This window comes from Reticulibacter mediterranei (genome assembly GCF_016587455.1).
In genome coordinates, this window is sequence record NZ_BNJK01000001.1 from 1,232,453 (window position 1) to 1,257,318 (window position 24,866).

20 protein-coding genes are annotated in these 24,866 nt (G+C 49.7%); 8 read left to right on the forward strand and 12 right to left on the reverse strand.

Going from position 1 to position 24,866, the window contains the following annotated elements:
* Positions 1 to 14 precede the first annotated feature (14 nt).
* The 4 genes from K3T83_RS05480 to K3T83_RS05495 all read right to left on the reverse strand — a co-directional run bounded on the left by K3T83_RS05480 (position 15) and on the right by K3T83_RS05495 (position 4,311).
* The gene (locus K3T83_RS05480; RefSeq protein ID WP_220201967.1) at positions 15 to 443 is read right to left on the reverse strand and encodes a phosphatase PAP2 family protein; all 429 of its coding nucleotides are present in this window, start codon (positions 441 to 443) and stop codon (positions 15 to 17) included.
* A 140-nt stretch (positions 444 to 583) separates the two neighbouring features.
* A complete protein-coding gene (locus tag K3T83_RS05485; RefSeq protein WP_220201968.1) occupies positions 584 to 1,612 on the reverse strand; it encodes an ABC transporter permease in 1,029 nt (342 codons plus the stop codon).
* The gene (locus K3T83_RS05490) at positions 1,605 to 3,197 is read right to left on the reverse strand and encodes a sugar ABC transporter ATP-binding protein (protein WP_220201969.1); all 1,593 of its coding nucleotides are present in this window, start codon (positions 3,195 to 3,197) and stop codon (positions 1,605 to 1,607) included. The genes K3T83_RS05485 and K3T83_RS05490 overlap by 8 nt, the downstream gene beginning before the upstream one ends.
* Positions 3,198 to 3,234: 37 nt before the next feature.
* Entirely contained in the window at positions 3,235 to 4,311 is a 1,077-nt protein-coding gene (locus K3T83_RS05495; RefSeq protein WP_220201970.1) for a sugar ABC transporter substrate-binding protein, read from the reverse strand.
* A gap of 525 nt (positions 4,312 to 4,836) precedes the next feature.
* Between K3T83_RS05495 and K3T83_RS05500 the strand changes: the two genes are divergently transcribed.
* Positions 4,837 to 5,613 carry a FadR/GntR family transcriptional regulator gene (locus K3T83_RS05500; RefSeq protein ID WP_220201971.1) on the forward strand — a complete coding sequence of 259 codons (777 nt, stop codon included), beginning with the start codon at positions 4,837 to 4,839 and terminating at the stop codon, positions 5,611 to 5,613.
* 62 nt (positions 5,614 to 5,675) lie between these two features.
* Here K3T83_RS05500 and K3T83_RS05505 read toward each other — a convergent pair whose 3' ends face one another.
* From K3T83_RS05505 to K3T83_RS05520, 4 genes are read right to left on the reverse strand one after another with little or no spacing between them, the layout of a single operon-like run.
* Entirely contained in the window at positions 5,676 to 6,638 is a 963-nt protein-coding gene (locus tag K3T83_RS05505; RefSeq protein ID WP_220201972.1) for a phosphotransferase family protein, read from the reverse strand.
* Positions 6,639 to 6,663: 25 nt separating this feature from the next.
* Complete coding sequence (locus K3T83_RS05510; protein WP_220201973.1) at positions 6,664 to 7,602, reverse strand: carbohydrate ABC transporter permease; 939 nt, start codon at positions 7,600 to 7,602, stop codon at positions 6,664 to 6,666.
* Positions 7,603 to 7,605: 3 nt separating this feature from the next.
* Positions 7,606 to 8,559, reverse strand: a complete 954-nt coding sequence (locus K3T83_RS05515) for a carbohydrate ABC transporter permease (RefSeq protein WP_220201974.1) — start codon at positions 8,557 to 8,559, stop codon at positions 7,606 to 7,608.
* Between the two features lie 33 nt (positions 8,560 to 8,592).
* Positions 8,593 to 9,975 (reverse strand): ABC transporter substrate-binding protein, encoded by a 1,383-nt coding sequence (locus tag K3T83_RS05520; protein WP_220201975.1) that lies wholly within the window; start codon positions 9,973 to 9,975, stop codon positions 8,593 to 8,595.
* A 343-nt stretch (positions 9,976 to 10,318) separates the two neighbouring features.
* Here K3T83_RS05520 and K3T83_RS05525 point away from each other — a divergent pair, with 343 nt between their 5' ends.
* Positions 10,319 to 11,389 carry a LacI family DNA-binding transcriptional regulator gene (locus tag K3T83_RS05525; protein ID WP_220201976.1) on the forward strand — a complete coding sequence of 357 codons (1,071 nt, stop codon included), beginning with the start codon at positions 10,319 to 10,321 and terminating at the stop codon, positions 11,387 to 11,389.
* 22 nt (positions 11,390 to 11,411) lie between these two features.
* Here the strand turns inward: K3T83_RS05525 and K3T83_RS05530 are convergent, their stop codons facing one another.
* Positions 11,412 to 13,181, reverse strand: coding sequence for an MFS transporter (locus K3T83_RS05530; protein WP_220201977.1), 1,770 nt, complete (start codon positions 13,179 to 13,181; stop codon positions 11,412 to 11,414).
* A 195-nt stretch (positions 13,182 to 13,376) separates the two neighbouring features.
* Between K3T83_RS05530 and K3T83_RS05535 the strand changes: the two genes are divergently transcribed.
* Both K3T83_RS05535 and K3T83_RS05540 read left to right on the forward strand, forming a co-directional pair.
* Positions 13,377 to 14,225 (forward strand): sugar nucleotide-binding protein, encoded by an 849-nt coding sequence (locus K3T83_RS05535; RefSeq protein ID WP_220201978.1) that lies wholly within the window; start codon positions 13,377 to 13,379, stop codon positions 14,223 to 14,225.
* Complete coding sequence (locus K3T83_RS05540; protein ID WP_220201979.1) at positions 14,222 to 15,052, forward strand: GNAT family N-acetyltransferase; 831 nt, start codon at positions 14,222 to 14,224, stop codon at positions 15,050 to 15,052. Before K3T83_RS05535 ends, K3T83_RS05540 begins: the two co-directional genes overlap by 4 nt.
* A gap of 64 nt (positions 15,053 to 15,116) precedes the next feature.
* Here the strand turns inward: K3T83_RS05540 and K3T83_RS05545 are convergent, their stop codons facing one another.
* A complete protein-coding gene (locus K3T83_RS05545) occupies positions 15,117 to 17,120 on the reverse strand; it encodes a YjhG/YagF family D-xylonate dehydratase (RefSeq protein ID WP_220201980.1) in 2,004 nt (667 codons plus the stop codon).
* A gap of 395 nt (positions 17,121 to 17,515) precedes the next feature.
* Here K3T83_RS05545 and K3T83_RS05550 point away from each other — a divergent pair, with 395 nt between their 5' ends.
* On the forward strand, positions 17,516 to 17,731 hold the full coding sequence (locus K3T83_RS05550) for a hypothetical protein (protein ID WP_220201981.1): 216 nt from the start codon (positions 17,516 to 17,518) through the stop codon (positions 17,729 to 17,731).
* 384 nt (positions 17,732 to 18,115) lie between these two features.
* Here K3T83_RS05550 and K3T83_RS05555 read toward each other — a convergent pair whose 3' ends face one another.
* Complete coding sequence (locus K3T83_RS05555; protein ID WP_220201982.1) at positions 18,116 to 19,960, reverse strand: protein kinase domain-containing protein; 1,845 nt, start codon at positions 19,958 to 19,960, stop codon at positions 18,116 to 18,118.
* Positions 19,961 to 20,595: 635 nt separating this feature from the next.
* On the opposite strand from K3T83_RS05555, the gene K3T83_RS05560 reads away from it, so the two are divergent.
* Both K3T83_RS05560 and K3T83_RS05565 read left to right on the forward strand, forming a co-directional pair.
* On the forward strand, positions 20,596 to 20,985 hold the full coding sequence (locus tag K3T83_RS05560) for an SCO5389 family protein (protein ID WP_220201983.1): 390 nt from the start codon (positions 20,596 to 20,598) through the stop codon (positions 20,983 to 20,985).
* A 222-nt stretch (positions 20,986 to 21,207) separates the two neighbouring features.
* Positions 21,208 to 22,404 (forward strand): YncE family protein, encoded by a 1,197-nt coding sequence (locus tag K3T83_RS05565; RefSeq protein WP_220201984.1) that lies wholly within the window; start codon positions 21,208 to 21,210, stop codon positions 22,402 to 22,404.
* Between the two features lie 18 nt (positions 22,405 to 22,422).
* Here K3T83_RS05565 and K3T83_RS05570 read toward each other — a convergent pair whose 3' ends face one another.
* Complete coding sequence (locus K3T83_RS05570) at positions 22,423 to 23,682, reverse strand: GDSL-type esterase/lipase family protein (protein ID WP_220201985.1); 1,260 nt, start codon at positions 23,680 to 23,682, stop codon at positions 22,423 to 22,425.
* 261 nt (positions 23,683 to 23,943) lie between these two features.
* Between K3T83_RS05570 and larC the strand changes: the two genes are divergently transcribed.
* Positions 23,944 to 24,762, forward strand: coding sequence for a nickel pincer cofactor biosynthesis protein LarC (gene larC, locus K3T83_RS05575; protein WP_220201986.1), 819 nt, complete (start codon positions 23,944 to 23,946; stop codon positions 24,760 to 24,762).
* Positions 24,763 to 24,866: the final 104 nt, after the last annotated feature.

Genomic DNA, 24,866 nt, shown 5'->3' on the forward strand with positions numbered 1-24,866 from the left:
AGGGCGTTTTCGCTTCAGGCCAGATGCAAACGTTGCACAAATTGAATCACTGCTTGCGTCGGTTTGGAAAGGAGGCTGCGTACCTGCGTCACAACTTTGGCCGCGAACAGTCCACTTACTGCTCCATCTATCACATCGCCGGGATAATGGACCCCTACAAAGACACGCGCAAGAGCGATACAGCACGCCATAATTATGGCAATACTCATCAACACAAGTGGGAATAAGAAGGCACGGCGCGTTTCCGCACCCTGTGTTACGATACGCTGATCCCAGGCAGAGAGAAGTACCCTGGGGAGCGAAAAAAGCAACATGCCGAGAACCGCAAATGACCATGCGCTATGATCGCTAGGGAAAGATGCATCCGCCGCATGCTTAATTAACATATGCACATGATGCGCAATAAAAGGACGTGGCTCAAAAACGATCTGTTCGATAAACAAATTGAAAAAATAAGCAAGCAGACAGGCCTACGCAAATAAAATGATACAAATATGAGAAATCTGGCCTCCACTTATCCTAAAGGATATGCAGAAGCCAGATCACACTCCACGACCAAAAGTCTACACACATGGTCACGTCGTTAGCCGCGCTCAGTACCAATCACGCGAGCCAGGGCCAGGGCAATCAGAATAATCAGCCCGGTTGCTGCGTCGATCCAAAACGTCTGGATCTGCGAAAGCACCAGGATGTTTGTCACCAACGCCAACAAAATGACACCAGTTAACGCACCAACCATACGCCCACGCCCACCATCAAGAGAAATGCCACCGATAACTGCGGCGGCGAAGACGGAAAAAATGAGATTGTTACCCTGATTGGCAGTAACCGCCACCACCTGGCCCGCCGCCATCAATCCTGCAAGTGCAGCAAGGAGGCCACCAACAATAAATACACTGATGCGAATTCGATCCACCTGAATACCTGCCGCTCGTGCTGCCTCTGTATTGCCACCAATGGCATAGATCGCCCGACCAACGCGATGATATCGCAGGAAGAGCGCTGCACATAAGAAGATCACGCCCGTAACCCAGACCGAAACGGGCACGCCGAGGAAAGATTGTGAGCCAAGATAAATGTATGCGTCGGGCAAATGATAAATTGTGCGCCCATTGACGATGCCCACTTGAATGCCTGCCAGCAGGATGAGCATTGCCAGGGTAAAAATGAAGGCGTTAAAACCCAGCTTAATTACCAGGAATCCATTAATAGTTCCCACAATAAGTCCGACGAGCAACACAATCGCAATCCCGATAAATGGGTTCCATTCTGTACCCAGGCCCTGACCGTCTTTTGAGACGATCAACCACGCACCCACCATAGGAGCCAGACCATATGTCGATTGCAACGAGAGATCAAATTTGCCGGTCAACAAAATCAGCGTCTCAGCTACCACGACGGTTCCCAACGCCGCCGATTGTTGCGCCACGTTAATAAAGTTATTTGCCGTCATAAACGCGGGATTCACAAAAGCGCCAATAACCAGAAGCAAGACGATCACCGGAAGCAGGGCAAGTTCCCGAATCCAGGCGGTGATTATGTGGCGGCTACGTTGCCGTTGTGCTTCGGTCAGAGGCTGCTCAACCGCAGGCTCTACTGTAGACTTACTCATCACGCTTCCCTTTACTCATTCCAGCTTCTCCCTGTGCAGAGGCCGGCTCAAGACCCTCGACAGCTGCAATCAACTCGTGCCGATCCCAGGGTGGTTGACGATATTCCTTGACCAGCCGTCCTTTCACCATCACCAGAAGCCGCGTACATATGCGCAAATCTTCCAGGTCATCTGAGACCAGCAGAACCGCCGTCCCTTCAGCGCGCGCGGCCCCAATCACGTTGAGCAGCGACTCTTTGGAGGCAACATCCACGCCGACCGTTGGCGAAACCGCAACCAGCACAGCTGGTTTTCGTGCCAGCGCTCGCCCAACCACGACTTTCTGCTGGTTTCCTCCGCTCAACTGTCCAACTGGCTGATCAAGACCACCAGTCACGATTCCCAACTGGTCTACCAGACCACGCGCGACACGGTCATGTCTGGGACGCGAAACAAAGCCCCAACGCGATAAGTGGTCGAGAATACAAAGCGTTAGATTCTCACCCACGCCAAGCTCAGGAACGAAGCCGCGCGCATGTCGATCCTCCGGTACATAGGTAATCCCCTGTTGCAAACTGGCATCAACCCGACCAGCGTAGAGCAGTTTGTCGTCCAGCTTGATTTCGCCTGCTGTCGGCTTTACCAGGCCAACTACAGCATCAGCAACGGTCGTGGTGCCTGAACCCTGCAATCCGACGAGTCCAACGCACTCACCGGGACACAGCAAAAAGCTCACATCATGCACCGGACCCAGCGTAGAAGCAATATTCAGATGTGAAACTTCCAGACGAGGGCGAACAGATGCGATCTCCTGAAGTGGGGCCGCAGCCTCCGCAGCTTTCTGTGGTGCGCTTCCAACCATAGCTTCTATCAGGAAATCCTGATTGATCTCGCTTACCGCTGTACTCAAGACGCGCCTGCCATCACGCAAGACAGTCACACGATCGCAGACCTCATAGATCTCTTCTAGATGATGGGAGATATAGAGAATGCCAACGGCGCTCTCTTTCAGCCGACGAATCCGCTCAAATAAGCGATCGATGGCTGCCTTCTCTAATGATGCGGTTGGTTCATCGAGGATCAAAAAGCGCGTGCCAAGCGAAAGGGCACGCGCAATCTCAACCACCTGACGCTGCTCAACGCTGAGATCCTGTGCCAGACGATCAACATCCAGATCAAAACCCCAATCGAGCATAACCTGTCTGGCACGAGACCGCACCACGCGCCAATTCACAATACCATGATCGTTCCCGGTCGCGCGATTGAGAAAAATATTCTCAGCAACCGTCAGTCCAGGTACGACCATCGACTTCTGATACACACATGCCACCTGTCGCTGCCAACTAGCACGATCAGCCAATCCTGGTGCGGCCTCATCTCCCAGCGTAACCGTGCCGCGATCTGGTCGCAACAAACCTGTTAAGACCGCGACAAGCGTGGACTTGCCAGCTCCATTGCGCCCCACCAGCGCATGACATTCACCAGCCTTCACATCCAGCGAGACATCACGAAGCGCCTGCGTTTCTCCAAAGGCTTTCCATATCCCCTGTGCCACTCCAACAGGGGGCCGGTCCACCGCCGGCCCTTGCTCCATTGCTTCTGGCACGCTGCTATGCCTCCCTTTCTTGTTTGAGACGCTTATCTCACGCATTAGATTTCGCGTTTCCCCAAAGGTTCGGATCATCAACATTGGTCTTATCCACGACAGGCGCTAGCAGCGCATCCTCAAGGTTGCCTTGTAAGCTCACGATTTTGCTGTTGTGATCCGTACTCTGACCAGCCGAATAGGTCTTCCCCTCCAATGCGGCTCGTGCATAGAAGACTGCATATTGCGCATAGGAGTTGGCTGGCTGCGAAATGGTTCCATCAAGCTTATTGCTACGAATCAGCGCATGTTCATGTGGCACGCCATCGTTGCCAACCAGCACGATGTGTGATGGACTACCAACCGGGGTAAACTTGCCAGCAGCTTGCTCGGCCGCGAGAATACCATCTTCTGGCGCACCCCACTCGACATAAATACCTTTCAGATCTGAATAGGTGCTGAGCGCCGTTTTTGCATCGTTGACTGCGGTTGGCGTGTCCCATTTCGTGGCATATTCGACGGTTTTGAAGTTCGGATATTTCGACTTGATGACCTGATTGCAACCATCCGTGCGATCCTTGCCATTCAAAGAAGCAAGATCACCTTCCAGAATCGCGATATGGCCGCTGCCAGTTGCGTGTTTAGCAATAAACTCACAGGAGCTTTGACCATAAAGAACATTGTCGGCACGTACAATCATAAATACTTTGCCTGAACTGGGCGCGACATCAACGCTGACGACCGGTACATGCTTGCTCGCCGCAAAATCAAGTGCTGGAGCTATCGCCGCACTATCCACCGGATTGACAATCAACGCCTGAGCGCCCTCCTGAATCAAGGTGTGAATGTCGGTAATTTGCTTGGCAGCGTCATTGGTGGCGACCAGAGGCCCGATCAGCGTGGCGTTATACTGCTGCGCGAACTTCGTCTCATACGAGATGTAATTAGTCCAGAAATCGGTGTTGTTGAACGTCAGCGATACCCCGAGCTTGAAGTTCGCACCTGATGCCAACCCACCTCCCGATGTCGCTCCCGACGACGGTGTACTCGATGTACCGCCACACGCAACCAGGAATACGATGAGGATGAAGAGTACGCCTGACACGTGTAAATGCTTTGCGAACTGCGATTTCATGTCTTTCTCCTTCCAGGTTCGGCTTCTCATTTGTACTTCGTTGTCTGTACTTCATTGGACACGTCACAACAATAGTGATAACCCCTGCCAAAATGATGACTGTATGTCATCACTTTTACAGAAAAGAGATAGCTAGAGAACGACTGTGAGCAGATATCAGCAAACGGCACCCATAAAATGGATGCACATCAGATTCGGCCAGGGATAGACAGAGAGCGATTATTTTTTGTTGTGTTTTTTCATAAAATGTGTTGAACACATTTTTATTGTGTGATCGTCTCTCTTATTTTAAAACGATGAAGGAAAAAGAAGAATAAAGCAAACAATCCTACAAGTTTTATAGCATTACCCATCATACTTGTCAAGCAAATGAACGATGTAAATACAATATCAGTCGATTTCCTTGTAAAATATCACATGTATGTTATAATAAGTCACGTAGATGTATAGGACACATCTACTGAATAGCTCACAGAAGAAGACACAGCCGCAACCGGGAAGGAACTGCGGGGAACAGGAGCGTTTGTGAAGAGTAGCGCAAAAGCCTCACAGGACGATGGAGCATTCTCCACCTATCGACCACAATACGAAATTGTGGCCGAGAAAATTGTCGAGTTCATTAACAACGCTGGCCTCCAACCAGGAGATCGCCTGCCCACCGAGCAAAAGCTGGGCGAGCAATTGGGAGTGAGTCGCGGCATCGTCCGAGAAGCGATCAAATCGCTGACAGCAACCGGCCTGGTGGCGGCACGCAAGGGTGTGGGCATATATGTTGCAGGCAAACCACATCTGGTCGCCATGCCAGCCCTTCACCTATCGATGACGGTTGATCCCGAACACATTCAGGCGCTTTTCCACTTTCGTTCGCTACAAGAGATGCTCACAGCTCGTTTAGCCACCGAGCAAATCACGCTGACAGAATTGCGCGATCTGGAAAAAATCCTTGCCGACAATCAACGCTACGCAGAGGCCGAAAACTGGGAGCTTTTCATAGAGAGCGATGACGCCTTTCATCGCTCTATTGCCCAGGCCACTCATAATCTCTTTTTCGTGGAAACCATTACCGATGTGCTGTATTTACAGCGCTGGGCCATCAAAATTATGACCGGTGGCGCTCCCGGTTCCCTGCTGCAATCAGTCGAGCAACATCGGGCAATCTTCAACGCGATCAAAGACGGGCAGGCGGAGGAGGCCGCCCAGCTGGTGAAAACCCACGTTGATACCGTCCTGACCGCATATCGACTGGCAGTGCGACGGCGCCTCATCACCGATGACACAACTGATCAAAGAAAAGAACCCTAATAGTCAGTCCACTTTCTTCAAACTGGACTGACTATTAGACATAAACACAACTCACCAGTACGTCATTTGATAATATCTCTGATAACCAGCGCGGCATGTTGAGCATCGGCAACACTCAGAAATTTATAAGTAGAGCTGTCCAATAAAACTAATGCATCAATGATTCTTGCCAGTTTCATGCGTTCTTCAAAACCTTCACTGGTAGCGAGTATTTGACCATAGGTGGAGGCCAGCCAGTCTATTGAGAATTCATAGTTGTCCCAATAATTCCAGCGGACGAGATCGCGTACTGGATCACCGCCATGAACAGCACCCCAATCAATAATGCCAGTAATTCTATCATCGCTATCAATCAAGATATGATCTGGCGTCAGGTCATAGTGCAACAGCACAGGTTCAGCGACTATAAATGATTTGAGATGATGCAATTCCTGCCATACTTCTTCAAATCGAGGGACTCCAAGAGTGTTGAATGGAGCGAGGGCTTTGTCAAGCCTCTCCGAGTCTTCTTGAAGGGCGAGTATCCACTTTTCAAAAGACTCATATGTCCCATGATCTGATTTGGCGATTCTTCCCCACCCTGATATCGGCATGGAATGAATTGCTGCAAGTAGTTCGCCCGCCTGCTCAGTCAGTCTTTCAGATCGCTCACGTCCAATTTTCCCTTGTACCAATAGATCATCCATCGGTTCGCCTATCAATTTCTCTTGAATCTGATAGTGGATCACTTCATCCCTATCAATCACCGTGTCCTGAGACAAAATAGCAGCAACAGGAACCCCGCGCCGGCTCACTTCCTGCATTGCCCATCGTTCAATGGCAAATATATCGTAGTCAACACCTTTTGCAATGCGAAGGACAAATGATCCATTCTTCAGATCTATGAAATACACTTCGTTAGACTGTCCCTTGTTGATACGAGTAATCTGCTCGGTGTTAGTGCCCATTGCTTTTTGCACAATCTCATTTAGAGTCTTTATATTCGTTGCATGAGCGCGCAGAAACTGTTGCTGCTGATTATTCATAATATGTCCCATTTGTTGAGCGTAACTATCCTTTAAGGCCGGTTAAGCTGATTCCGCGCACAATCGAGCGCTGGAAGACCAGAAACAAAACGATCGGCGGGATGCTGGCGAGGGCCAGTCCAGCAATAATAGTATTCAAGGGCTGCATCGAATCCAGCCCGGAGAAACGATAGATGGCAACCATTAAAGGCTGAATCTCATCTCTTGTCAGCACGAGCAGGGGCCAGAGAAAATCTTTCCACGAGGCAACAACCGTAAAGATCGTCACGACTGCCAGTGCCGGTTTCGCCAGTGGCAACATAATACGCACAAAGATCTGCCAGGCGTTTGCGCCATCTATGCGAGCCGCATCTACCAGATCGTCAGGAATATCATCAAAAAAGCCCTTCAGCAGAATAATGTTAAAGGCGTGCGCTGATTGCGGAAGCCACACAGCCCACCAGGTATCTATAAGCCTGAGATGAAGCAAGGGCAGGTCTACAACCGTGAGATATTGCGGGATCAGATAGGCAATGCCAGGCACCATCAATGTACAGAGAAAGAGGAAAAAGATCACCGATCCAAACACTGGCTTTAGTTTGGAGAGCGCATAAGCCGCGGTCGTCGATACGAACAATTGCAGGATAACAGAACCAACGGTTAAGATAACCGTATTCGAGAAATATAAGGTATAATTGAGGTTGCTCCAGGCTTGCGGATAGTTATTCCATTGAGGATCTAGCGGCCACCATGTCGGCGGCATCTGAAAGATCTCATTGCTCGTTTTCAGCGCGCCGGTGAACATCCAATACAGCGGTCCCAGCGTCGTCAGCGACAACAGAAACAGTACACAGAACATCGCCATCAAGACCAGACGCACCAGTGGCCGTCGCCGCGCTGCTGCGGTGAACAACGTTCGCTCGTTCGCATCTTCGCTCTGGCTCCCCCTTCTTCGTGACCTCTCCACGCGCGCGAATACACTCATAGATCAGTTTACCCCTTTATTTATCCGTCGTGTCACTAGGAAATAGAGCAAAGAAAAGACTACCAGCGCAATAAAAAGGAGCACACCAGCAGCGCTGGCCTTCCCAAAGCTCCCCTCTTGAAACGCATATTGATAGATCAGCAGCAGTACCGTCGTTGTTGCGTGCACTGGACCACCGCTGGTCATCGCAAATGGCTCGGTAAAGACCTGCATCGAACTGATGATCTGCAATACAAAAAGGAGAAGCATGACCCCGCGTATCTGCGGCAGGGTCACATGCCAGAGTTTACGAAAAACGCTGGCTCCATCAACCTCTGCCGCATCATACAAGTGGGCTGGAACCCCTTGTAGGGCTGCCAGATAAATCAGCATTGCACCGCCAGCTCCGGCCCAGGTCGCCACGATCACGATAGAGATCATAGCCGTGTTCGGCGATTGCAGCCAGGGTTGGGGCGCAATATGTACCAGTTCCAGCAATGCATTCAATAAGCCGGAATCGGGATTGTAAAGCCATTTCCAGAGAAACACTGAGACCACCGGAGGCAACATCACTGGCAAATAGAAGGCCAGCCGAAAATAACTTACGCTTTTCCGTAGTTCGTTCACCGCCAGCGCCAGCACGATTGGCACCAGATAGCCAAAAAGCAGGGTATACAGTGTATACTGAAGCGTGTTGCGCCAGGCCACGGCAAAAAGCGGATCGCCCATCACCTCGCGAAAGTTCTCCCACCCAACCCAGTCAGCCGGGTTGATGAGATCAATACGTTGAAAGCTGACGATAAAACCCAGAACAATAGGATACCAGACGAAAAAGGTGAAGACCAGCAAGGCCGGCAGCAAAAAGAGGTACGCGCTGAGATTGCGTCTGACAAATGCTCTCCAACGAATGGCGCTCTTCTTTGCAAACAAGCCGCCAGGAGACACCGACCTTGCCTTTTGTTTCTCTAGATAGTCCATATGCCGTTTTCTAGCATTTTCTCCTCATAGTATTTATGCCTGAACTTTGTCAAGCACCTGCGTCTGGAACTGCTGCGCAGCCTGATCGAGCAACGGCTTTGGATCGGCATTGAACGTTGTCAGGATAGCCTGTACAACGGGATCGAGGCCAGCATACATTTTCTGCGTTTCTTTCGGCGGTTCAGCTTTCAACTGCAAGGTAGATTTTACAAACGGCTGATAGTTTTGTAGCGGCACATTGGCGTATTTCCTGGTGAGTGCATCCAGTTTCTCCTGAAATGCGCCCTTAAAGATGATGTTGGTGGGTAGACCAACCGGCTGATTGCTTTTCGCCTGAGCGGCATATTTGGCATCTAGCACATTCAGATCAAAACGGCTAAAGATGGTCCAATCATAGGCCAGCTTGATGACATCGGGCTTCGACTTTGGATTGAACACCCAGATACTACCACCGCTCATAGCTGCGTTTCCGCCATTTTGCGGCATCGGTGCCAGACCAAAATCATCCAGCTTAGCCTGATATTGCACCCTCAAATCCGCAAGACGACTCGGAGAGGTGACGATCATCGCGACTTTCTTATTGGCGATCAATGGCAGAATGGTGTCAGCATCCAACAATTGCTCTTGCGTCATGGACTTATCGGTGAAACGCATCGCTTTCAGCAAATTTAGCACCGCCACGCCTTTATCGCTATTATACACTGCCTTCCACCTGTCTCCATCTTTCACTTCTAATTCGCCCCCGGCAGTATACATCCAGTTAGCAAAAAGCCAGCCACCACCATTTTTCGTGCTTGTCTCGGCAAAGCCCGCAACGCCCTTGCCCGCGATCTGTTTTGCATAGCCGCGAAACTCGTCCCATGTCGTCGGAGGCTTATCAGGGTCCAGCCCGGCCTGCTTAAAGAGGCTGCGGCTGTAAAGAATGCAGAGCGCATAGCCTGACACTGGTACGCCGTAAATATGTTGATCTGGTCCGGTGACAATTTGCAAAATGTTTGGATCAATACTGCTAAAATATTGCCAGCTTTTCATCAGGTTTGTAATATCGCTCGCATAGTGGTGCGCAATCATATATTGAGGTTCAGTAAAATAGGTCAGGAGGGCGTCTTCGGCCTGTCCAGCTGCCAGACGCGCATAGTAGGTTGTCGGGTCAAATTTATAGGTATGTCCTACAATATGTTGCTTCGGATGCTGCTTCTCAAAGAGTGCCACTGTATCTTTGAACTGTTGTAACCCCGTCTTGTTGCTATCAGGAGGCATATCGCTAACAGTAGCGCTTAATTCTCCGTTGCTCGCATCCGAACCTGCACTCAGCCCACCGCACCCCGCTAAAACTTCAATCCCGGTGAGCATGGTAACGACGCCAGCCGTGTCCTGTATAAATCTGCGACGAGGATAGAGTTGCATTCGGCTCATGGCGACCCCTCTTCTTTGTGGAAACTCTACTGATGTCCGCTGGCTTCCCATTTCCTAACAAAAGCGACGCTATGCTATTGTAAATATACATCCTCTCTGAAATATATTTACAGAAATATGTAATGAGACTAGCATACAATTCTTGAGATGTCAATATCCCATCTTCTCTTTTTTCCCTTTTTTCCATAAGACATGCGGCATTTCGGCCAAATAATTTGACAAAATCTGCTTATCCGTGTATATAAACTGTAGTACACATAATCATTATTGTAAATTTTACAAATATTGCGTAAAACTTACCACTGTGATTTGTAAGTATAAATAAGGGGTCAAGAAGAGATTCATGAGAGCAAAAAAAGTTGATCCAGAGACCGGGAGGAGTGCCGCAACGCTGTGGGACATCACCGAACTGGCAGGTGTATCTATCGCAACGGTTTCGCGAGTTCTCAATGGCAAACCTCATGTCTCCTCCGCCGTCCGTAAAAAGGTTATCGATGCTGCCCTGGAGCTAGGTTATATTGAAAAGCCGCCAAGTGCCTTTCAGGAAGCAGGCACCACACGGCTCATAGGACTGACTTCAACCTCTATGCATAGTGGCGAGTATGCAGAAATTCTTGCTGGCGTGGTTGAGGCGCTCCATTCTCACAATATTCGCCCAATCATCTGCCCTATCCCCTATCGTCATAACTGTGGAATGCCTCTACTAGAACGCGTTATGTATCACACAACCGATGGAGCGCTTATTCTGGGAACCACTGATGAGGATGAAGAACTTGTCGAAGTGTACCAGAACGGCTTCCCACTTGTGCTAATCAATCCCAGCCGTTCAGTCAACATGCATCTACCGGTGGTGGCACCAGCACGATGGAGTGCGGCAAAGAGCGCTACCGAACACCTTCTCTCGCTCGGTCATCAACGCATTCATATGATCGTCGCTCGTTTCAGCCAATATTCCAGCCAATTTAAGTTCGACAATACCGATAGCATTGCAGGCTTTCAAGCCGCTCTTCTGGCTGCTGGCCTGCCTGCCTCGCCTGATCTCGTCTATGAATGCAAACGCAACACGAAAGAGAGTGCGTATCAAGCCGCCATACAACTCTTCTCGCTGGCAGAGGCTCCCACCGCCATCCTTGCATTGAGCGATGTCATGGCGATAGGAGTCTTGCAAGCAGCACACGATCAAGGGCTGGTCGTGCCACAACAGGTCTCGATCGTTGGCTTCGATGACCTGGAGTTCGCACAGATGGCGATCCCTGGACTGACAACTATTCAGCAGCCATTTCAAGAGATGGGACGCATTGGCGTTGATATGCTGCATCGCCTCATGAACGGTCAAAAACTCGACGCGACACGTGTAGAGCTTTCGACCCGGCTGATCGTCAGGCAATCAACATCTCCCCCCATCTCTCAATAGCGTTATGAAAAATTTATCTCTCTTAATCACCCTGGGTTGGTGCTTCTTCCCGCGCGATCACCACGTCCTGTACGGTCGTCGCGTTCGCGGGCTGACTTCCACCATACACATAGCGTTTACCGCGTAAGACCGAAGCCAGAGCTGCGATCAAACAGATGGTGGCAGAGAGGTAAAAGGCTATATGCAATCCCAACAAGAATGGCGGAGAGATCATATCAGGGAAAAAGTCCTTGCCCAACAGATTAGTCTGATTTGCAGCGGGTAGCGCGTGTAGTACGGCTGATGGCAGTAGAGTTCCCATCGGATTGTAGCCCAGGAAGGCGGCAAAGAGCGCGGATGTCGGTGGCAGGTGCGCTATCTGCTGCGCGACGGCTGCTGGTACGCCTGCACCCGTCAGGCCGCTGAACAGTGTGGTAGGCAAAGCGGCTGCCAGGCCTGCTGTGACGATGCTAAAGAAGATGCCCATGCTAGCAAGCGAGGCTGCATTCTGGAAGGTTGAGCGCATCCCTGAACCAGCACCGCGCTGATCAGGTGGCAAACTATTCATGATCGACGATGTATTAGGGGCCGAGAACATGCCCTGTCCAACACCCATCATAAAGAGCAGCAGCGCGAACCAGATATAGTTGAAGTTGGCAGGCAGAATGGTGAGCAGGATAAAGCCCACTGCTTGAATGACCATACCGACTGTTGAAAAAACGCGGGCACCAAAGCGATCCGAAAGCCAGCCACTCATCGGCCCCATCAAGACAAAACCGAACAACAGAGGCAAGAGATAGATACCAGCCCAGAGCGGAGCCTCCGCATAATCGTAGCCATGCAGCGGAAGCCAGATCCCCTGTAGCCAGATGATGAGCATAAACTGTAGCCCACCACGCGCCATGCTTGCGAGAAAGCTGCTGGCATTCCCGGCTGCAAAGGCTCGAATAGTAAAGAGGCGAAGTTGAAACATTGGATCTTCGACATGAGACTCGATCCAGACAAAGGCGGCAAGTAGTGCGGCCCCTCCAACCAGCATGCTGATCACCAGGGGATTGCCCCAACCCATCGGCGAGCTACCATATGGCTCGATTCCATAAGTAATCCCCAGCAGGAAGATCGTCAAGCCAACCGCAAACGTGATATTGCCAGCCCAATCGATCTTCTGGTGGGCGCGAATTGTTGCCGTCTCGCGCAACATTAGATAGGCCCAGATGGTGCCAACGACGCCAACAGGGACGCTGACCAGAAAGACCAGGCGCCAACTGAAGTAGGAGAGAATGCCACCGAGAATCAGCCCAATAACCGAGCCAAGAATAGCCGCGATCTGATTGATGCCCATCGCAAACCCGCGCTGGTTGGCTGGAAATGCATCGGTAATGATGGCGGTGCTATTGGCGAAAAGAAAACCAGAGCCAATGCCCTGGATGAGACGAAAGACGATCAACTCAATCGCTCCGGTGTTGCCAGTGCCAGGCGTGAGCCACAACAGAATACTGCCAATGGCAAAGATCAGGAAGCCGAGATTGTAGAGCCTGACTCGCCCGAATATATCTGAGATACGCCCAAACGTGACAAGCAGCGTGGCAGTCACGACCATATAGCCGAGCAGCAGCCAGAGAAAATATCCGGTCTCTCCCGGCGCGAGGGGATTGATATGGATACCATTAAAAATGGCTGGCAGCGATATCAGGACAATACTGGTGTCAATACTAGCCATCAAGACCCCTAGCGTCGTGTTGGATAACGCGATCCACTTATAACCCGGCCCAACTGGACGCCGCTTTCGATCTTGCAGGGAGGCCATTGTCATAGCATTCCTTTCTGTTTGTGGCTCGAAGAAGATGGGAGCAGTCACAACAATACATTCACACCATCAAATCCATTCACCATAGTAATATCATATCATTAACGTTAACGTCAACGTCATGTCATCTGAGAATTGAGGAAAAACTGGCTTATCACATTCTGTGCGATAATGGAAAAAGTGCATATGGAGATCAACAAGATGAAACAACAACAGCAAGGTATACTTCTAATTGGTTCGACAGGATATCTTGGCCGAACGCTCACGAAACATCTGCAACGCGCAAATCACGTCATCCCAACCCATCGAACAAAAGCTCGTTTTGACGGATCGCAACACTACGATTTCTGGACAGACGACGTTCAAGCCCTGATTCAACAATATCAGATCGATACTATTGTGGTTGCGGCAAATATGGCCTATAGTCCAACCAGTGATTTTGCCCTTTTTCAGCAACGGGTGAAACAGCTCATTCAAGGATGTCAGCAGTATCGAGTAATCTATATTTCAAGTGATGGAATATTTGGAGGGGAGAAAGGCAACTATATTGAAAGTGATATTCCCACGCCAATAACGCCCTATGGCCGCAACCTTCAATATTTTGAGCAGATGGTACAAAGCCTGTGTTCAAATTACTGCATTATCCGACCCAGCTATCTCTATGGATACTCGCTCTCGCAGCTTGACCCTCGTCTTACCGCTGCACAAACCCGATTACTCGCCGGGGAACGGCTTACGTATTTCGCCGATATGATCAAAAGCCCGATGGAGGTTAATCAAGCAGCAGAGGCAATAACACTGCTGACATGTTCACAGTATGTTGGCATCGTTCATGTTGCGGGAAAGGCCATGAGCATTTACGATTTCTATCGTGAGGCGATGAACAGCCTGAAGATACCTTCAACACGCCTCTATCCGGCACAGATGCCTGCAAACTCCCCACATCCCAGAAATACTTCGTTAGATATTAACCTCATGAAAAAGCTTACCAAAATCGTGCCGCTCTCTGTCTATGTAGCGCTCGCTCAAACGGAAGGAAGCGCTCTATGAATGTTGTTCTGCAAGACTTTTCGCCAGTGCAGATCTCATTAGCGCTAGATGCTAATCATATCGCTTTCTGGAGGCTCTTTTTTAGCCGTTTTCCCCAGGCAAAACTCCATGATAATTCAGGAATTCTCTGGTTTGAGACTGGGATTCGCCATGACATCTTCAATCGCGTCTTACAAACAAATCTCTATCCGAACACAGCTCCCATCTCCATTGAACAGGTATCCACATATTTTCAGCAGCGCCGTATCCCCTTCTTATGGCACTTAGGACCATCCTCTCAGCCAATCAATTTAAAGCCACTTCTAGAAAACTGTGGGCTAATCCACTACGAGACGGAACCAGGGATGGCCGTAGATCTAGACAATATCAACGAGCAATTTTCAGCGACACCTCTGTTAACAACACAGCGCGTGACCACTAAGGAACAGCTAGAGCAGTGGATACGTGTCTGGGAATACGAAAGCTCTGAAGAGGTTATTTGTTTGTGGCAGAAGTTTTACCTCAACATATACCAGGAGAATTCTCTTCACCTCTATCTTGGAACTCTTCATGACAAACCAGTGGCAACTTCTGGAGTGTTCTTTGGTGGTGGCGTGGCTTCGATTGGACCAGTAGCCACCCTTCCCGAATATCGGCGTCAAGGCATTGGCGCTGCAATGACTCTCACAGCACTACAGCAAGCCCGACATTATGGATATCGTATTGCAGTGTTGACAGCCTCACTGATGGGATTCAACGTTTACCAACGTATCGGCTTTCAAAAGTATTGTACATTTAGCACCTATCTATGGCATCCTGCATATCCAGGAAATTTAGGCAACCCATAGAAAAGCACTGTTTTCTGTTTATTACAGCGTATAACAGAAAACAGCACTGTTACCTCTTACTTTTTTACCACCCCAACGCTTTTTTGCCAGCTTCAAGCGCTTGAATAATGCGGTCAACATCATAAACAGCCCCACGCCAAGGGCCGCCGCTGACAGCCTGGAGAGCTGCCCATAAGCGCGTGTCGTCGGGCAAATGCTCATCGGGAGCCAGATCGGGATGTGGTGCCCGCTCCGCGAGGATTGCCGTTCCCTCCTCTGGTGAAAAACGCTCGTCGCCATACCCGACAAAATCCAATCGGCCCTCCAGACCCAGGCGATCAACGGTGATCTGAATAATATCCCCGTCTCGCACCTTGCTGATTGGACCACCCGCCAGCGCTTCAGGGCCGACGTGTCCAATACAGGCTCCCGTGGAGACGCCGGAGAAACGCGCATCCGTCACCAGCGCAATTTGCTTGCCAAAGGGCAGATGTTTCAGGGCCGAGGTTAATTGATAGGTCTCTTCCATCCCCGTTCCCGTTGGACCACGCCCAATCAGCACCATGACCTCTCCAGCCTGCACTATCCCTTCCTTGATAGCTGCTATTGCGCTACGTTCGCTGGTAAACACTCTAGCCGGTCCGGTATGACGATACACACCGTCAGCATCAACAACGCCGGGATCAATCGATGTCGATTTAATTACCGATCCTTCCGGGGCAATATTGCCAATGGGGAAGACGACGGTGGAGGTCAGGCCGCGCGCCTGTGCTGTCACCGGGTCCATAATCACATCGTCGGGATCTACGCCATCGACCTCACGCAAGCGTTCTCGCACGCGCACTCGCCGTTCGGATTGCTCCCACCAATCGAGTACCTCACCCAAGGTGCGACCACTCACGGTCCGAACCTGCGTATCTAACAACCCTTTACGGCGCAGATGCAACATCACTTCAGGCACGCCTCCCGCCAGAAATACGCGTACAGTTGGATGATCGACTGGTCCATTGGGCAGAACGCTCACCAGGCGTGGCACTTCTCGATTCACCTCCTGCCACTCTGCCACTGTTGGAATATTCCTTCCAGCAGAATGTGCAATAGCAGGAACATGTAGCAGTAAATTTGTTGAGCCACCAAATGCGGCATGTACAACCATCGCATTGCGTATCGCCGCGTCCGTCATAATATCTTCCATGCCCCAGCCAAGCTGGATCAGGTTCAAGAGAGCGCGGGCGGACTGGACAGCGGTATGTTCCCAGATCGCCTCGCCCGATGGAGCCAGTGCCGAATGTGGTAGAGCCATACCTAGCGCCTCCGCCACGACCTGTGCGGTAGCGGCTGTACCGAGAAATTGACAGCCACCGCCCGGCGAGGCACAGGCACGACACGCCATTGCCGCAGCCTCTTCCAGCGAGATCTCACCATGCACATAGCGCACGCCAATTGTCTGCACCTTACCCGCATCTTCGCCATGTGTGGGTGATAGCGTCACGCCGCCGGGAACCAGAATCCCAGGCAACCGTCCCAGGCTCGCCAGAGCAATCATCGTGGCTGGCAATCCCTTATCACACGTTGCCACTCCCATCACAGCTTTACGCGTCGGCAGTGATCTCATCAAGCGGCGCATCACCAGCGCGGCATCATTGCGATATGGTAGAGAGTCAAACATGCCCGTCGTGCCTTGCGAGCGACCATCACAGGGATCGCTCACATAGGAAGCATATGGCACCGCGCCCAACTGCTGCATCTCCAACGCTGCAGCCCGCATCAAGCGTCCAACTTCCCAGTGTCCGGTATGATAACCAAGCGCTACGGGAGTACCATCAGGCTCGCGAATGCCTCCTTGTGTGCTGAGGATCAAAATATGCTTGCCAAGAACTTTGGTGGGATTCCAGCCCATACCAACATTTTGCGTTAACCCGAAGAGATCACCACTGGCCCATTCACGCAACATTTGCGCGGTCAGAGGCAAAGATCCCTGTGGACCGGGTGCGTGGGTTGGGATTGTATACAAATCGTCCTGATCCGTCGGTGAAAGCGCGGATAAAACATCGAGCGTCTCTCCCTGTGGCTGCTCATGTTTTGTCATCCCAGCCTGCCCTCCCTCTGCCTACGACTTCTTTTGTAACGCGCCATCATCACGCCAGAAATCGCCAAATCATTCGTCTCGACAGGGTTTACACGCCTTCCCCACATCCCAACAACTCCATATTTCATTGCTCAACTCCTTCTTCATCGTCGCAAAAATCGAATATGCTGGACACCACCGTCGCTGGTAGTATATACGCCTGCACGCCCACTACGTCAAGGGTAGCATTTCGCTCCTATCAACTTCACTACACCCTTTTCTCAAATCAAACTGTGGTGTATTTGTGATATTTGCACCATGCTCTGTGTAGCCTATGTGATATCGAAAGGATATGCTCGCTTTAGAAGAAAGGAAGAAGAACGCCTGCCAGGAAGAGAAAAAGGAGGTTTTCCACTATGCAGCAAGACGAACATCAGATCCCTTTGTGGAAAGCTGGAGAATTGGTACCAGCCGGTACATATATACGTGTTGACGATCTATCATACAAAGTGATAATCCTTCAGCAAAAGGAGCGATTACCAGCAACTTTTGATGGACATGTGGCCATATATCGTGCATCTACGCCTACCTCTTCTCATTTACATCCTGCGATCCGCACCTATCTTCCTTAACACCCGGAGTTTTTTGAAATATGAACTGTTGAGAAAAAACTTGTTGATTTGTGATCTGGCCGTGACGCGAAAAGGGGGATTTGCGACGTGGTTGAGATACAGACGATCTATACTATCATTGCATTCAGAAATGAGTGTAGACCAGTAGCATAGTTTCGTCGAGAGCTAAACAACGGCGTTCTGCTCTCTCGATCCCTTTCAACGACAATGGCTACTATCCACAATACAGGTCCATTCCTACGAGTCCCTGGCGTGATGTTCACCGCATCCTTCCTTCCAAACGCCAGGGACTCGTCTTGTTCTTGACAAACAATAGCAATGAATTGAGCCATACAAACGCCTGACAGGTAAAGATGTTTATAAGCCATTATTGGGAAACAGTTGTTAACCAACAGTAACAGTACCATCGCTATTGATATGAACCGGGACAGATGGCAGCGGTCGCTTGGGTGGTCCCTGTAAGACTGCAGCATTGTTAAACGGATCAAAGTAGGCGGTGTGGCGAGGACAGACGATCTTTTGTATGCCAGCATCGTAATGGCAGGTGACGCCCTCGTGGGGACAGTCGGACTCGAAGGCCACAAAATTACCATTGGGCAGGCGTATAAGCAAGCTGTCGTTGCCATCAGTCGGATTAGTAAACGTCGTGGACGTATTGTTCCCCTGATTCATCGAGCCTACTACGACACCAGTATGGGATGGTGCCGGACTCGGGGTTGGCGTCGGGCTTGGCTTCGGTTTTGGCGTTGCGCTTGGCTTCGGTTTTGGCGTCGGACTTGGTTGTACCGTTTTCGTCGGTTGAGGTGAAGGCATTGGTTGAGATATACTACTGGCTGCTACCTGTTTCGCATGCCCCTGCGCATTAGATGATCCTTGCACCATATGAGCCAGCACAGCTCCTCCTGCTCCCAGACCTCCCAGCACGACTCCCCCTACCGCCAATGCAGCAACCAGACGCCGACGCTTTGTGTTCACTGTAAGACGACGGCCAGGATTGGCCGATTCCGGTGTCAGGCCACTTCCTCCTACCCAGGTGAAAGCCTGCTCTTCATCAGTAGTCAATGTAGCGGGAGACCACCGCGCAAACGGATCAATTGCCCCTTCAGTTGGTACATCCACGCTCCCGCCTGCCACTTGCTGTTGCGCTAACTCTACCGGCGAAAAAGTACTGGTACGTTGCTGATCTATCCCTTGCTTATCTTGCTGATTCATATCTCCCGCACTATAAAACGTGCTGACCTGCGTACCTCCTGACGCATTGTTGCCTGGATTTTCTTCAGTTTTGGCTGGTAAAACAATACCCTGCTTTGTTGTCACGGCAGCCTGCTTTGCCGTGCTCTCTTTCCGCAAAGCTTGCTCAACAGCCTGCACCAGATTTCCCGCTGATCCATAACGCTGCACAGGCTCAGAGGCTAACGCTTGCTGTAACACTCGATTAAGAGAAAGCGGTAGATCAGGACGTAATACTCCAATAGACGGCACAGGCATATTGAGACGAGCCAATGCAGTCTTGAGTGGATCAGCTCCAACAAATGGAGGTTGACCGCTGAGCATCTCAAACAACAGAATACCTAGTGCATAGACGTCAGCAGCAGGAGTAAGAGGCATACCCTGTATCACTTCAGGAGCAATGCTATAAGGATTGCCAAGAAAAGTCATAGCAACACTTAATACGTGAGCATAAGGATGTTGGAATGGCTCTATATCAGAGAGCGCAAGAAACTGTACCAGACCAAAACCAGCAATTTGTACCTGTTGCCTACCATCCAACAAGATATTACTGCTACTCAGCGATCCATGCATAACCCCCGAGCGATGCGCATAATCTATGCCCTCAGCAATCTGTCTCATCATATCAAGCACAAAAGTCGTACTCAAATGAGGCTGACGCGGCACTAATTCAGCAAGGGTATCAGAAGGCGTTAAGGCCGTGACTATATAAAGATACTCAGGCTGCATCCCAAAATCATATACGGAAGCAATATGTGAATGTCTCAAGCGAGCAAGAGTAGAGACAACACGCACAAAACGTTCATTAAATCGCTCACGTGCATGAAAAGAAAACTTCTCAGGCAGAGTAAATGTAGTGAAGATGGCTGCCTGACTTTGCCTTTGCGATTGAGCTAGATAGACAGTACTCAAGTTGCTCTGGCCGACCCGCTTGACTAACTGATACCCTCCCACACTCTTTCCAAGAAGGGCATCCGCAACTGTTGGTTGAGAATCCATGAATATCCCCTTTTCAAATAGGGTAATGAAATAACCAGGGTTACTGATATAAATATATATTATTAGGTAAATATGAGAACTTGATTAAGAAGACACATAAAGACTATAATCGAGTTATTCATATATATGCCACATAAGCATAAGTAACCGCAATACATTGACGGTATTTACTACGTTATCAGTTACAACCACATTCCGCATAGTGTTCACTATAGATATCGCTATGCAGACCAGAATATAACGAATTTTGTTGAGCCTCACTTTGAATACGAAATTTGTACTCACAACAACCAAAAGAAACATATGCACAAAGCCTATCTGATCAATACACCTGTCTTTTGCTATATTGAGATTACATATCATTAATCTTTCTGATATTCAGTCTCAATATTATTGCTTTTTTGAGCAAATCATGTCATACTTGAACTAGCTCTTCGTTCTGAATCAGAAGATATAAGGTAAAAACATCATTTGTTGCTATCTAGTGTGTCATTATAGAACTGAAGTGTGGATATCACTGGTAAGAAAACAATTGAGGTGCTCACGTTAAGAGGTACAGAATTATTTTCTGCCATGATGATATAAAATCGTTTGTTTTTTATGGGTATTTATACCCCTGACGAAAGGAGTCAGCAATGTCTTTAGATGTTCCAGCAGCATTGATTGAACAGGCAAAGGAAGGAGATATTCCCCTTAATAAGTTCCTCCAATGCATCAAAGAATCGTTGCCATATGCCTGGCAGCTGATTGAAAACCTGGCGAGCAAACTTGCCACAAGCAATACCGTCTTCGTCGATAATCAGGTTCCCCCACCTGACGAGCAAGCACGCGGACAACTACTCCGGGTACTTTCCAGCGACGCTATGCGCAACGCCATTGAGCAGCACTACAGCGTGAAACTGGCATTCCAGAATTGCCATCGCGTCGCGCTATTTCGTCAGGATCAATTAGGCGAGATCTATGACGAGTTCATCTCGCCTCGCAGCCAGATCCTCAATCAAACCCCTGAGTTACGCGATTGCTGATATCATGATCAGACTATAGGAAAATCGCTGTTTTTATAGTTATTGAAGACTCGTTGTTTCTCTCAAATGGTGCAGTACGACGAGTCTTCAGGTTGTCATACTCAATTAAGTTTTATCAATTCCCCTCCTCTCACTTGCATTCGCTTTCAGAAAGCCGTACACTCTCAACAGGTCACGACTTGAGGCAACCAATCAGACAGAGTATGTTAAAGGATCAATAGCATGCAACCACGTATAAAACGTTGGTATAGAACAATGCTCTCTTTGTTGATAGCTACAACATTCCTTGCCCTTCTCCCCTCTCACACTCATGCCGATGGTGGCGCTCCCAATCTTGCTTATGTATCAGGAACCGCACAGGATATCAGCGTCATAGATGTCGGACTGAGCAAAGTGATTGCAACTATTCCAACGGTTGGCAAGCCTGACACAATTCTTCTCAGTCTTGACGGCAGTTTTCTCTACATTTCTCAACCAGAAGTTCATCAAGTATCAATACTGGCAACCTATACAAAACGTATTATTTGCACTGCTCATCTCCCGGGAAAGCCTGGACTGTTAGCTCTCGACTCTTCCACAAATATACTCTACGCAGCCGGAAGCGGAGCCTCACAAGTCAGTGCCATTGATGCCCACACCTGCGCACTCCGACATGTATTTGCAACGGATAGTTCGGTCTATGGCCTCGCCATTGCGACTGAGGGCGGCGGTCCGAGTAATACACGTCAACTCTGGGTGTCAGAGAACGACAAAATCGCTGTTTTTGACGCTCAAACAGGTCAATCGCTGGCACAGATCCCCATCCCTGGCGGACCACAATATCTTACGACTCCTCCCAGTTCCACTGTCTATGCCACAACACGTCAGGGAAGTATTTATGCTATCGGCCTCAAAACCCACATCACCCGGCAATTGCTCACAGGTGGTCCCTTTGGCCCGATGGACTATGATGCCATCACGGGCGAGATCTATGTCCCAGATCAGAAAAATAGTCAACTCGCCGTCCTGAGCAAGGTCGATCCAACAGACCCAAAGCAACCCAAACAGCCTAATCGCACCATTCACACACCAGTTACCCCCGAATCGGTTGCAATCACTAATGACGGACAACTCGGTTTCGTCGCATTGCATAACGGGACGGTAGCAATGCTTGATGTCCCCGCCCGACAATTTGTCTCTACTATCACAGTTGGCGGATTGCCCCATTTCATTATTACCGGAGTTTACCCTCCCACCATAGCTAAACCCACTCCGCCAGCACGAGGACAGGAGGCAGGGACATCTGAACCCTGGTGGAGTCAATTGCCAGCATGGGTCTCCACGAGCATTTTCATCGTTTATCTCATTGTCTGTCTCTCCCTGACGGTTATTTTTGTGATCCTTCTTCGTCGCATACTCAAAAACCGACAACAGAAATAAGATGCAGGCAGAATAGGCTTAAACGCGACGCACCATTCCCGCCTGATAAAGGGCCGTACGACCAGCATTAACAGCACGTACATCAGCCATATAGCCTGCTAGCTTGGGATGAAAAGAGCCATGGATCATGTTGGTGACGCCGGTAATTTCATTAATCCATTCGTCCTGCTGACTTTTTGTACATACTTCATGCCCTGCGAATGCTTGCTCTACACGGCCCGCAGCAGAGATAACTCCGGCCTGAGCAGCAGCTTGAGTAATCACCCTGTTCAATTGACCTGCGAGATCGCGGATCATGCTCATTTCGCTTTTGCTCAAACCTGCTTTAATAATTGGGTTATGACAAGATGCAATATCAGGTGCGGCTGCTAACAAGGGGTATCCCAGTACCATGATATCGGCCCCAGGAGCCGCACTGCGGATCTCCCGATACACCTGAACCAGACGAGGTTCTAGAGCAGCAATTCTCTGCGAGATCGCTTCTCGTCGAGACGTACAGGCATGAAACCCGAAAATACAATTTTGCAACTCCTGCGCAAAGTTCGCATCATTTCCTCCAATCGTCAGGGTAATCAGCGAATTGGCAAGGGGGTTACGTTGCAATTGCTGAAGTTGCGTTCCCGATAAGCCGGCCATTTGTGTTATTTTATCTATATCGTCTGCTACGGCTCCTGAGCAGGCAATGATTACGGGAGTTGGTGCGCCCGAACCAAGTCGATTGCCGTAACTGTTGACAGAACGATAACATCCCTTCACACCTGAATAAGGTGGAGCACCCTCCCCCGAAGAATACGAGTCTCCCAACACATAATAATGTGCATACGCTCCCTGGAAACCAACAGTACGAATCTCGATAGAAGCCGAAGGCGTTCCCTGAATCGTTCCATTGACTGGAATAATGCGAAAACGATACCAGCGCCCGGCTGCCAGCGATCCTATAGTAGATGAGGTTCCTGTCACCAGAGTTGGCAGCTGTAGCGCCTGTCCAGTCGCAAGATCAACCTGCTCGACAAGATAACCTGTGGCGTTTTCAGAAACTCCCCAGGAGAGCGAGATCTGTTGATTACCAGCTACACCATTGATAGAAGTTGGTTGAGATGGTATTGTACCTGCGGCAATGGCGCGTGTGATCACACCTCCAGGAAGCAACGCTATCCCCGCTACTACCGCTATAAGAATGAGGCAAATCGTGGCTATCCCGAAGCGCTTGAAGGTTGGCGTTCTTGCTTTGAACGCAATAGAAGATTGTGTCTGAACGAGATGCGGCTCAACATGCATAAGGCTTTCCCCTTCTCCATCTTAACCAAATAAAAGAGAGGTAATTGATGTGCTAACTATATATACTGCGTCTCAATCAAATTTTGACGATCACAGGACGAATCTACTAGTCGGACTGCAAAGACAAGCGAGTTACGTTTTGCAGGGAAAACATGGTAGAGGAAGCGCGACTGAAGTGTGGTATACTGGCGTCACTCAGACACGTTTTATCACGATAAAAATTGCTATGTTCAGCAGCATTCTCATTAAAGGATCTTGAAAATGTCGGCCAAAATAGCTTATTTAGATTGCCATTCTGGAATTAGCGGCGATATGTTTCTCAGTGCCATGCTCGACGCGGGACTTCCTTTCGACGTATTGCGCACCAGCCTGGCATCATTGCCAGTTGACGGCTACCAGATCACACAGGAAGCTTTTATCGATCAGGGCATCCGTGGCACACATGTTGATGTGACTCTCACAGAACAGGAACAGCCTACGCGCGGCTTTACCGATATTGCGGCACTCTTACAATCATCATCTCTCTCTCCTTTTGTGCGCGATACGGCTATAGCTATTTTTCGCACATTGGGCGAAGCAGAGGCGACCGTACATGGAGTGACACTTGACGAAATTCACTTTCATGAGGTCGGAGCGGTTGATGCTATTGTTGATATTACCGGTGCGGCCATTGCTCTCGAGGCATTAGAGATCACCCAGCTGTACGCCTCACCGCTCCCATTCACACGCGGTCATTTACGAATGGCGCACGGACTGATGCCAGTGCCAGCACCAGCAACGCTTGAGATTTTACGGCGTGTGCAGGCTCCCTGGGTGCCAAGTCCTATTGAGGGAGAACTGGTCACACCAACCGGGGCAGCTATTCTCGCTACCCTGGCCCGCTTTGAAATGCCTGCAATGACAATGGAGCAGATTGGCTATGGCTTTGGGAAGAAAAAACTCATCTGGCCCAATTGCCTCCGTGCCTGCATCGGCTCTGCTTATGCACAAACTCATGGCTCTCATGCCGCTCCTCGCCAGGAAGATCACCATCACCACCATCATGCTCATGCTCATCATCACAATCATGCAGCTCATTGAAACGATAGGTCACATATACAAAAATAATGTGCCAGTATCCCACAGAATGAGCGTTTTTCAAATGGAGCATTTTCAATCGTCAGTCATTTTAGCTTGTAAGATCC

Excerpts from the sequence above, each read along its gene's own strand:
- K3T83_RS05485 (WP_220201968.1), bottom strand. The coding sequence starts at position 1,612 with ATGAGTAAGTCTACAGTAGAGCCTGCGGTTGAGCAGCCTCTGACCGAA.
- K3T83_RS05495 (WP_220201970.1), bottom strand. The coding sequence starts at position 4,311 with ATGAAATCGCAGTTCGCAAAGCATTTACACGTGTCAGGCGTACTCTTC.
- K3T83_RS05505 (WP_220201972.1), bottom strand. The coding sequence starts at position 6,638 with ATGAATAATCAGCAGCAACAGTTTCTGCGCGCTCATGCAACGAATATA.
- K3T83_RS05510 (WP_220201973.1), bottom strand. The coding sequence starts at position 7,602 with ATGAGTGTATTCGCGCGCGTGGAGAGGTCACGAAGAAGGGGGAGCCAG.
- K3T83_RS05515 (WP_220201974.1), bottom strand. The coding sequence starts at position 8,559 with ATGGACTATCTAGAGAAACAAAAGGCAAGGTCGGTGTCTCCTGGCGGC.
- K3T83_RS05520 (WP_220201975.1), bottom strand. The coding sequence starts at position 9,975 with ATGAGCCGAATGCAACTCTATCCTCGTCGCAGATTTATACAGGACACG.
- K3T83_RS05525 (WP_220201976.1), top strand. The coding sequence starts at position 10,319 with ATGAGAGCAAAAAAAGTTGATCCAGAGACCGGGAGGAGTGCCGCAACG.
- K3T83_RS05530 (WP_220201977.1), bottom strand. The coding sequence starts at position 13,181 with ATGACAATGGCCTCCCTGCAAGATCGAAAGCGGCGTCCAGTTGGGCCG.
- K3T83_RS05535 (WP_220201978.1), top strand. The coding sequence starts at position 13,377 with ATGAAACAACAACAGCAAGGTATACTTCTAATTGGTTCGACAGGATAT.
- K3T83_RS05540 (WP_220201979.1), top strand. The coding sequence starts at position 14,222 with ATGAATGTTGTTCTGCAAGACTTTTCGCCAGTGCAGATCTCATTAGCG.
- K3T83_RS05545 (WP_220201980.1), bottom strand. The coding sequence starts at position 17,120 with ATGACAAAACATGAGCAGCCACAGGGAGAGACGCTCGATGTTTTATCC.
- K3T83_RS05550 (WP_220201981.1), top strand. The coding sequence starts at position 17,516 with ATGCAGCAAGACGAACATCAGATCCCTTTGTGGAAAGCTGGAGAATTG.
- K3T83_RS05555 (WP_220201982.1), bottom strand. The coding sequence starts at position 19,960 with ATGGATTCTCAACCAACAGTTGCGGATGCCCTTCTTGGAAAGAGTGTG.
- K3T83_RS05560 (WP_220201983.1), top strand. The coding sequence starts at position 20,596 with ATGTCTTTAGATGTTCCAGCAGCATTGATTGAACAGGCAAAGGAAGGA.
- K3T83_RS05565 (WP_220201984.1), top strand. The coding sequence starts at position 21,208 with ATGCAACCACGTATAAAACGTTGGTATAGAACAATGCTCTCTTTGTTG.
- K3T83_RS05570 (WP_220201985.1), bottom strand. The coding sequence starts at position 23,682 with ATGCATGTTGAGCCGCATCTCGTTCAGACACAATCTTCTATTGCGTTC.
- larC (WP_220201986.1), top strand. The coding sequence starts at position 23,944 with ATGTCGGCCAAAATAGCTTATTTAGATTGCCATTCTGGAATTAGCGGC.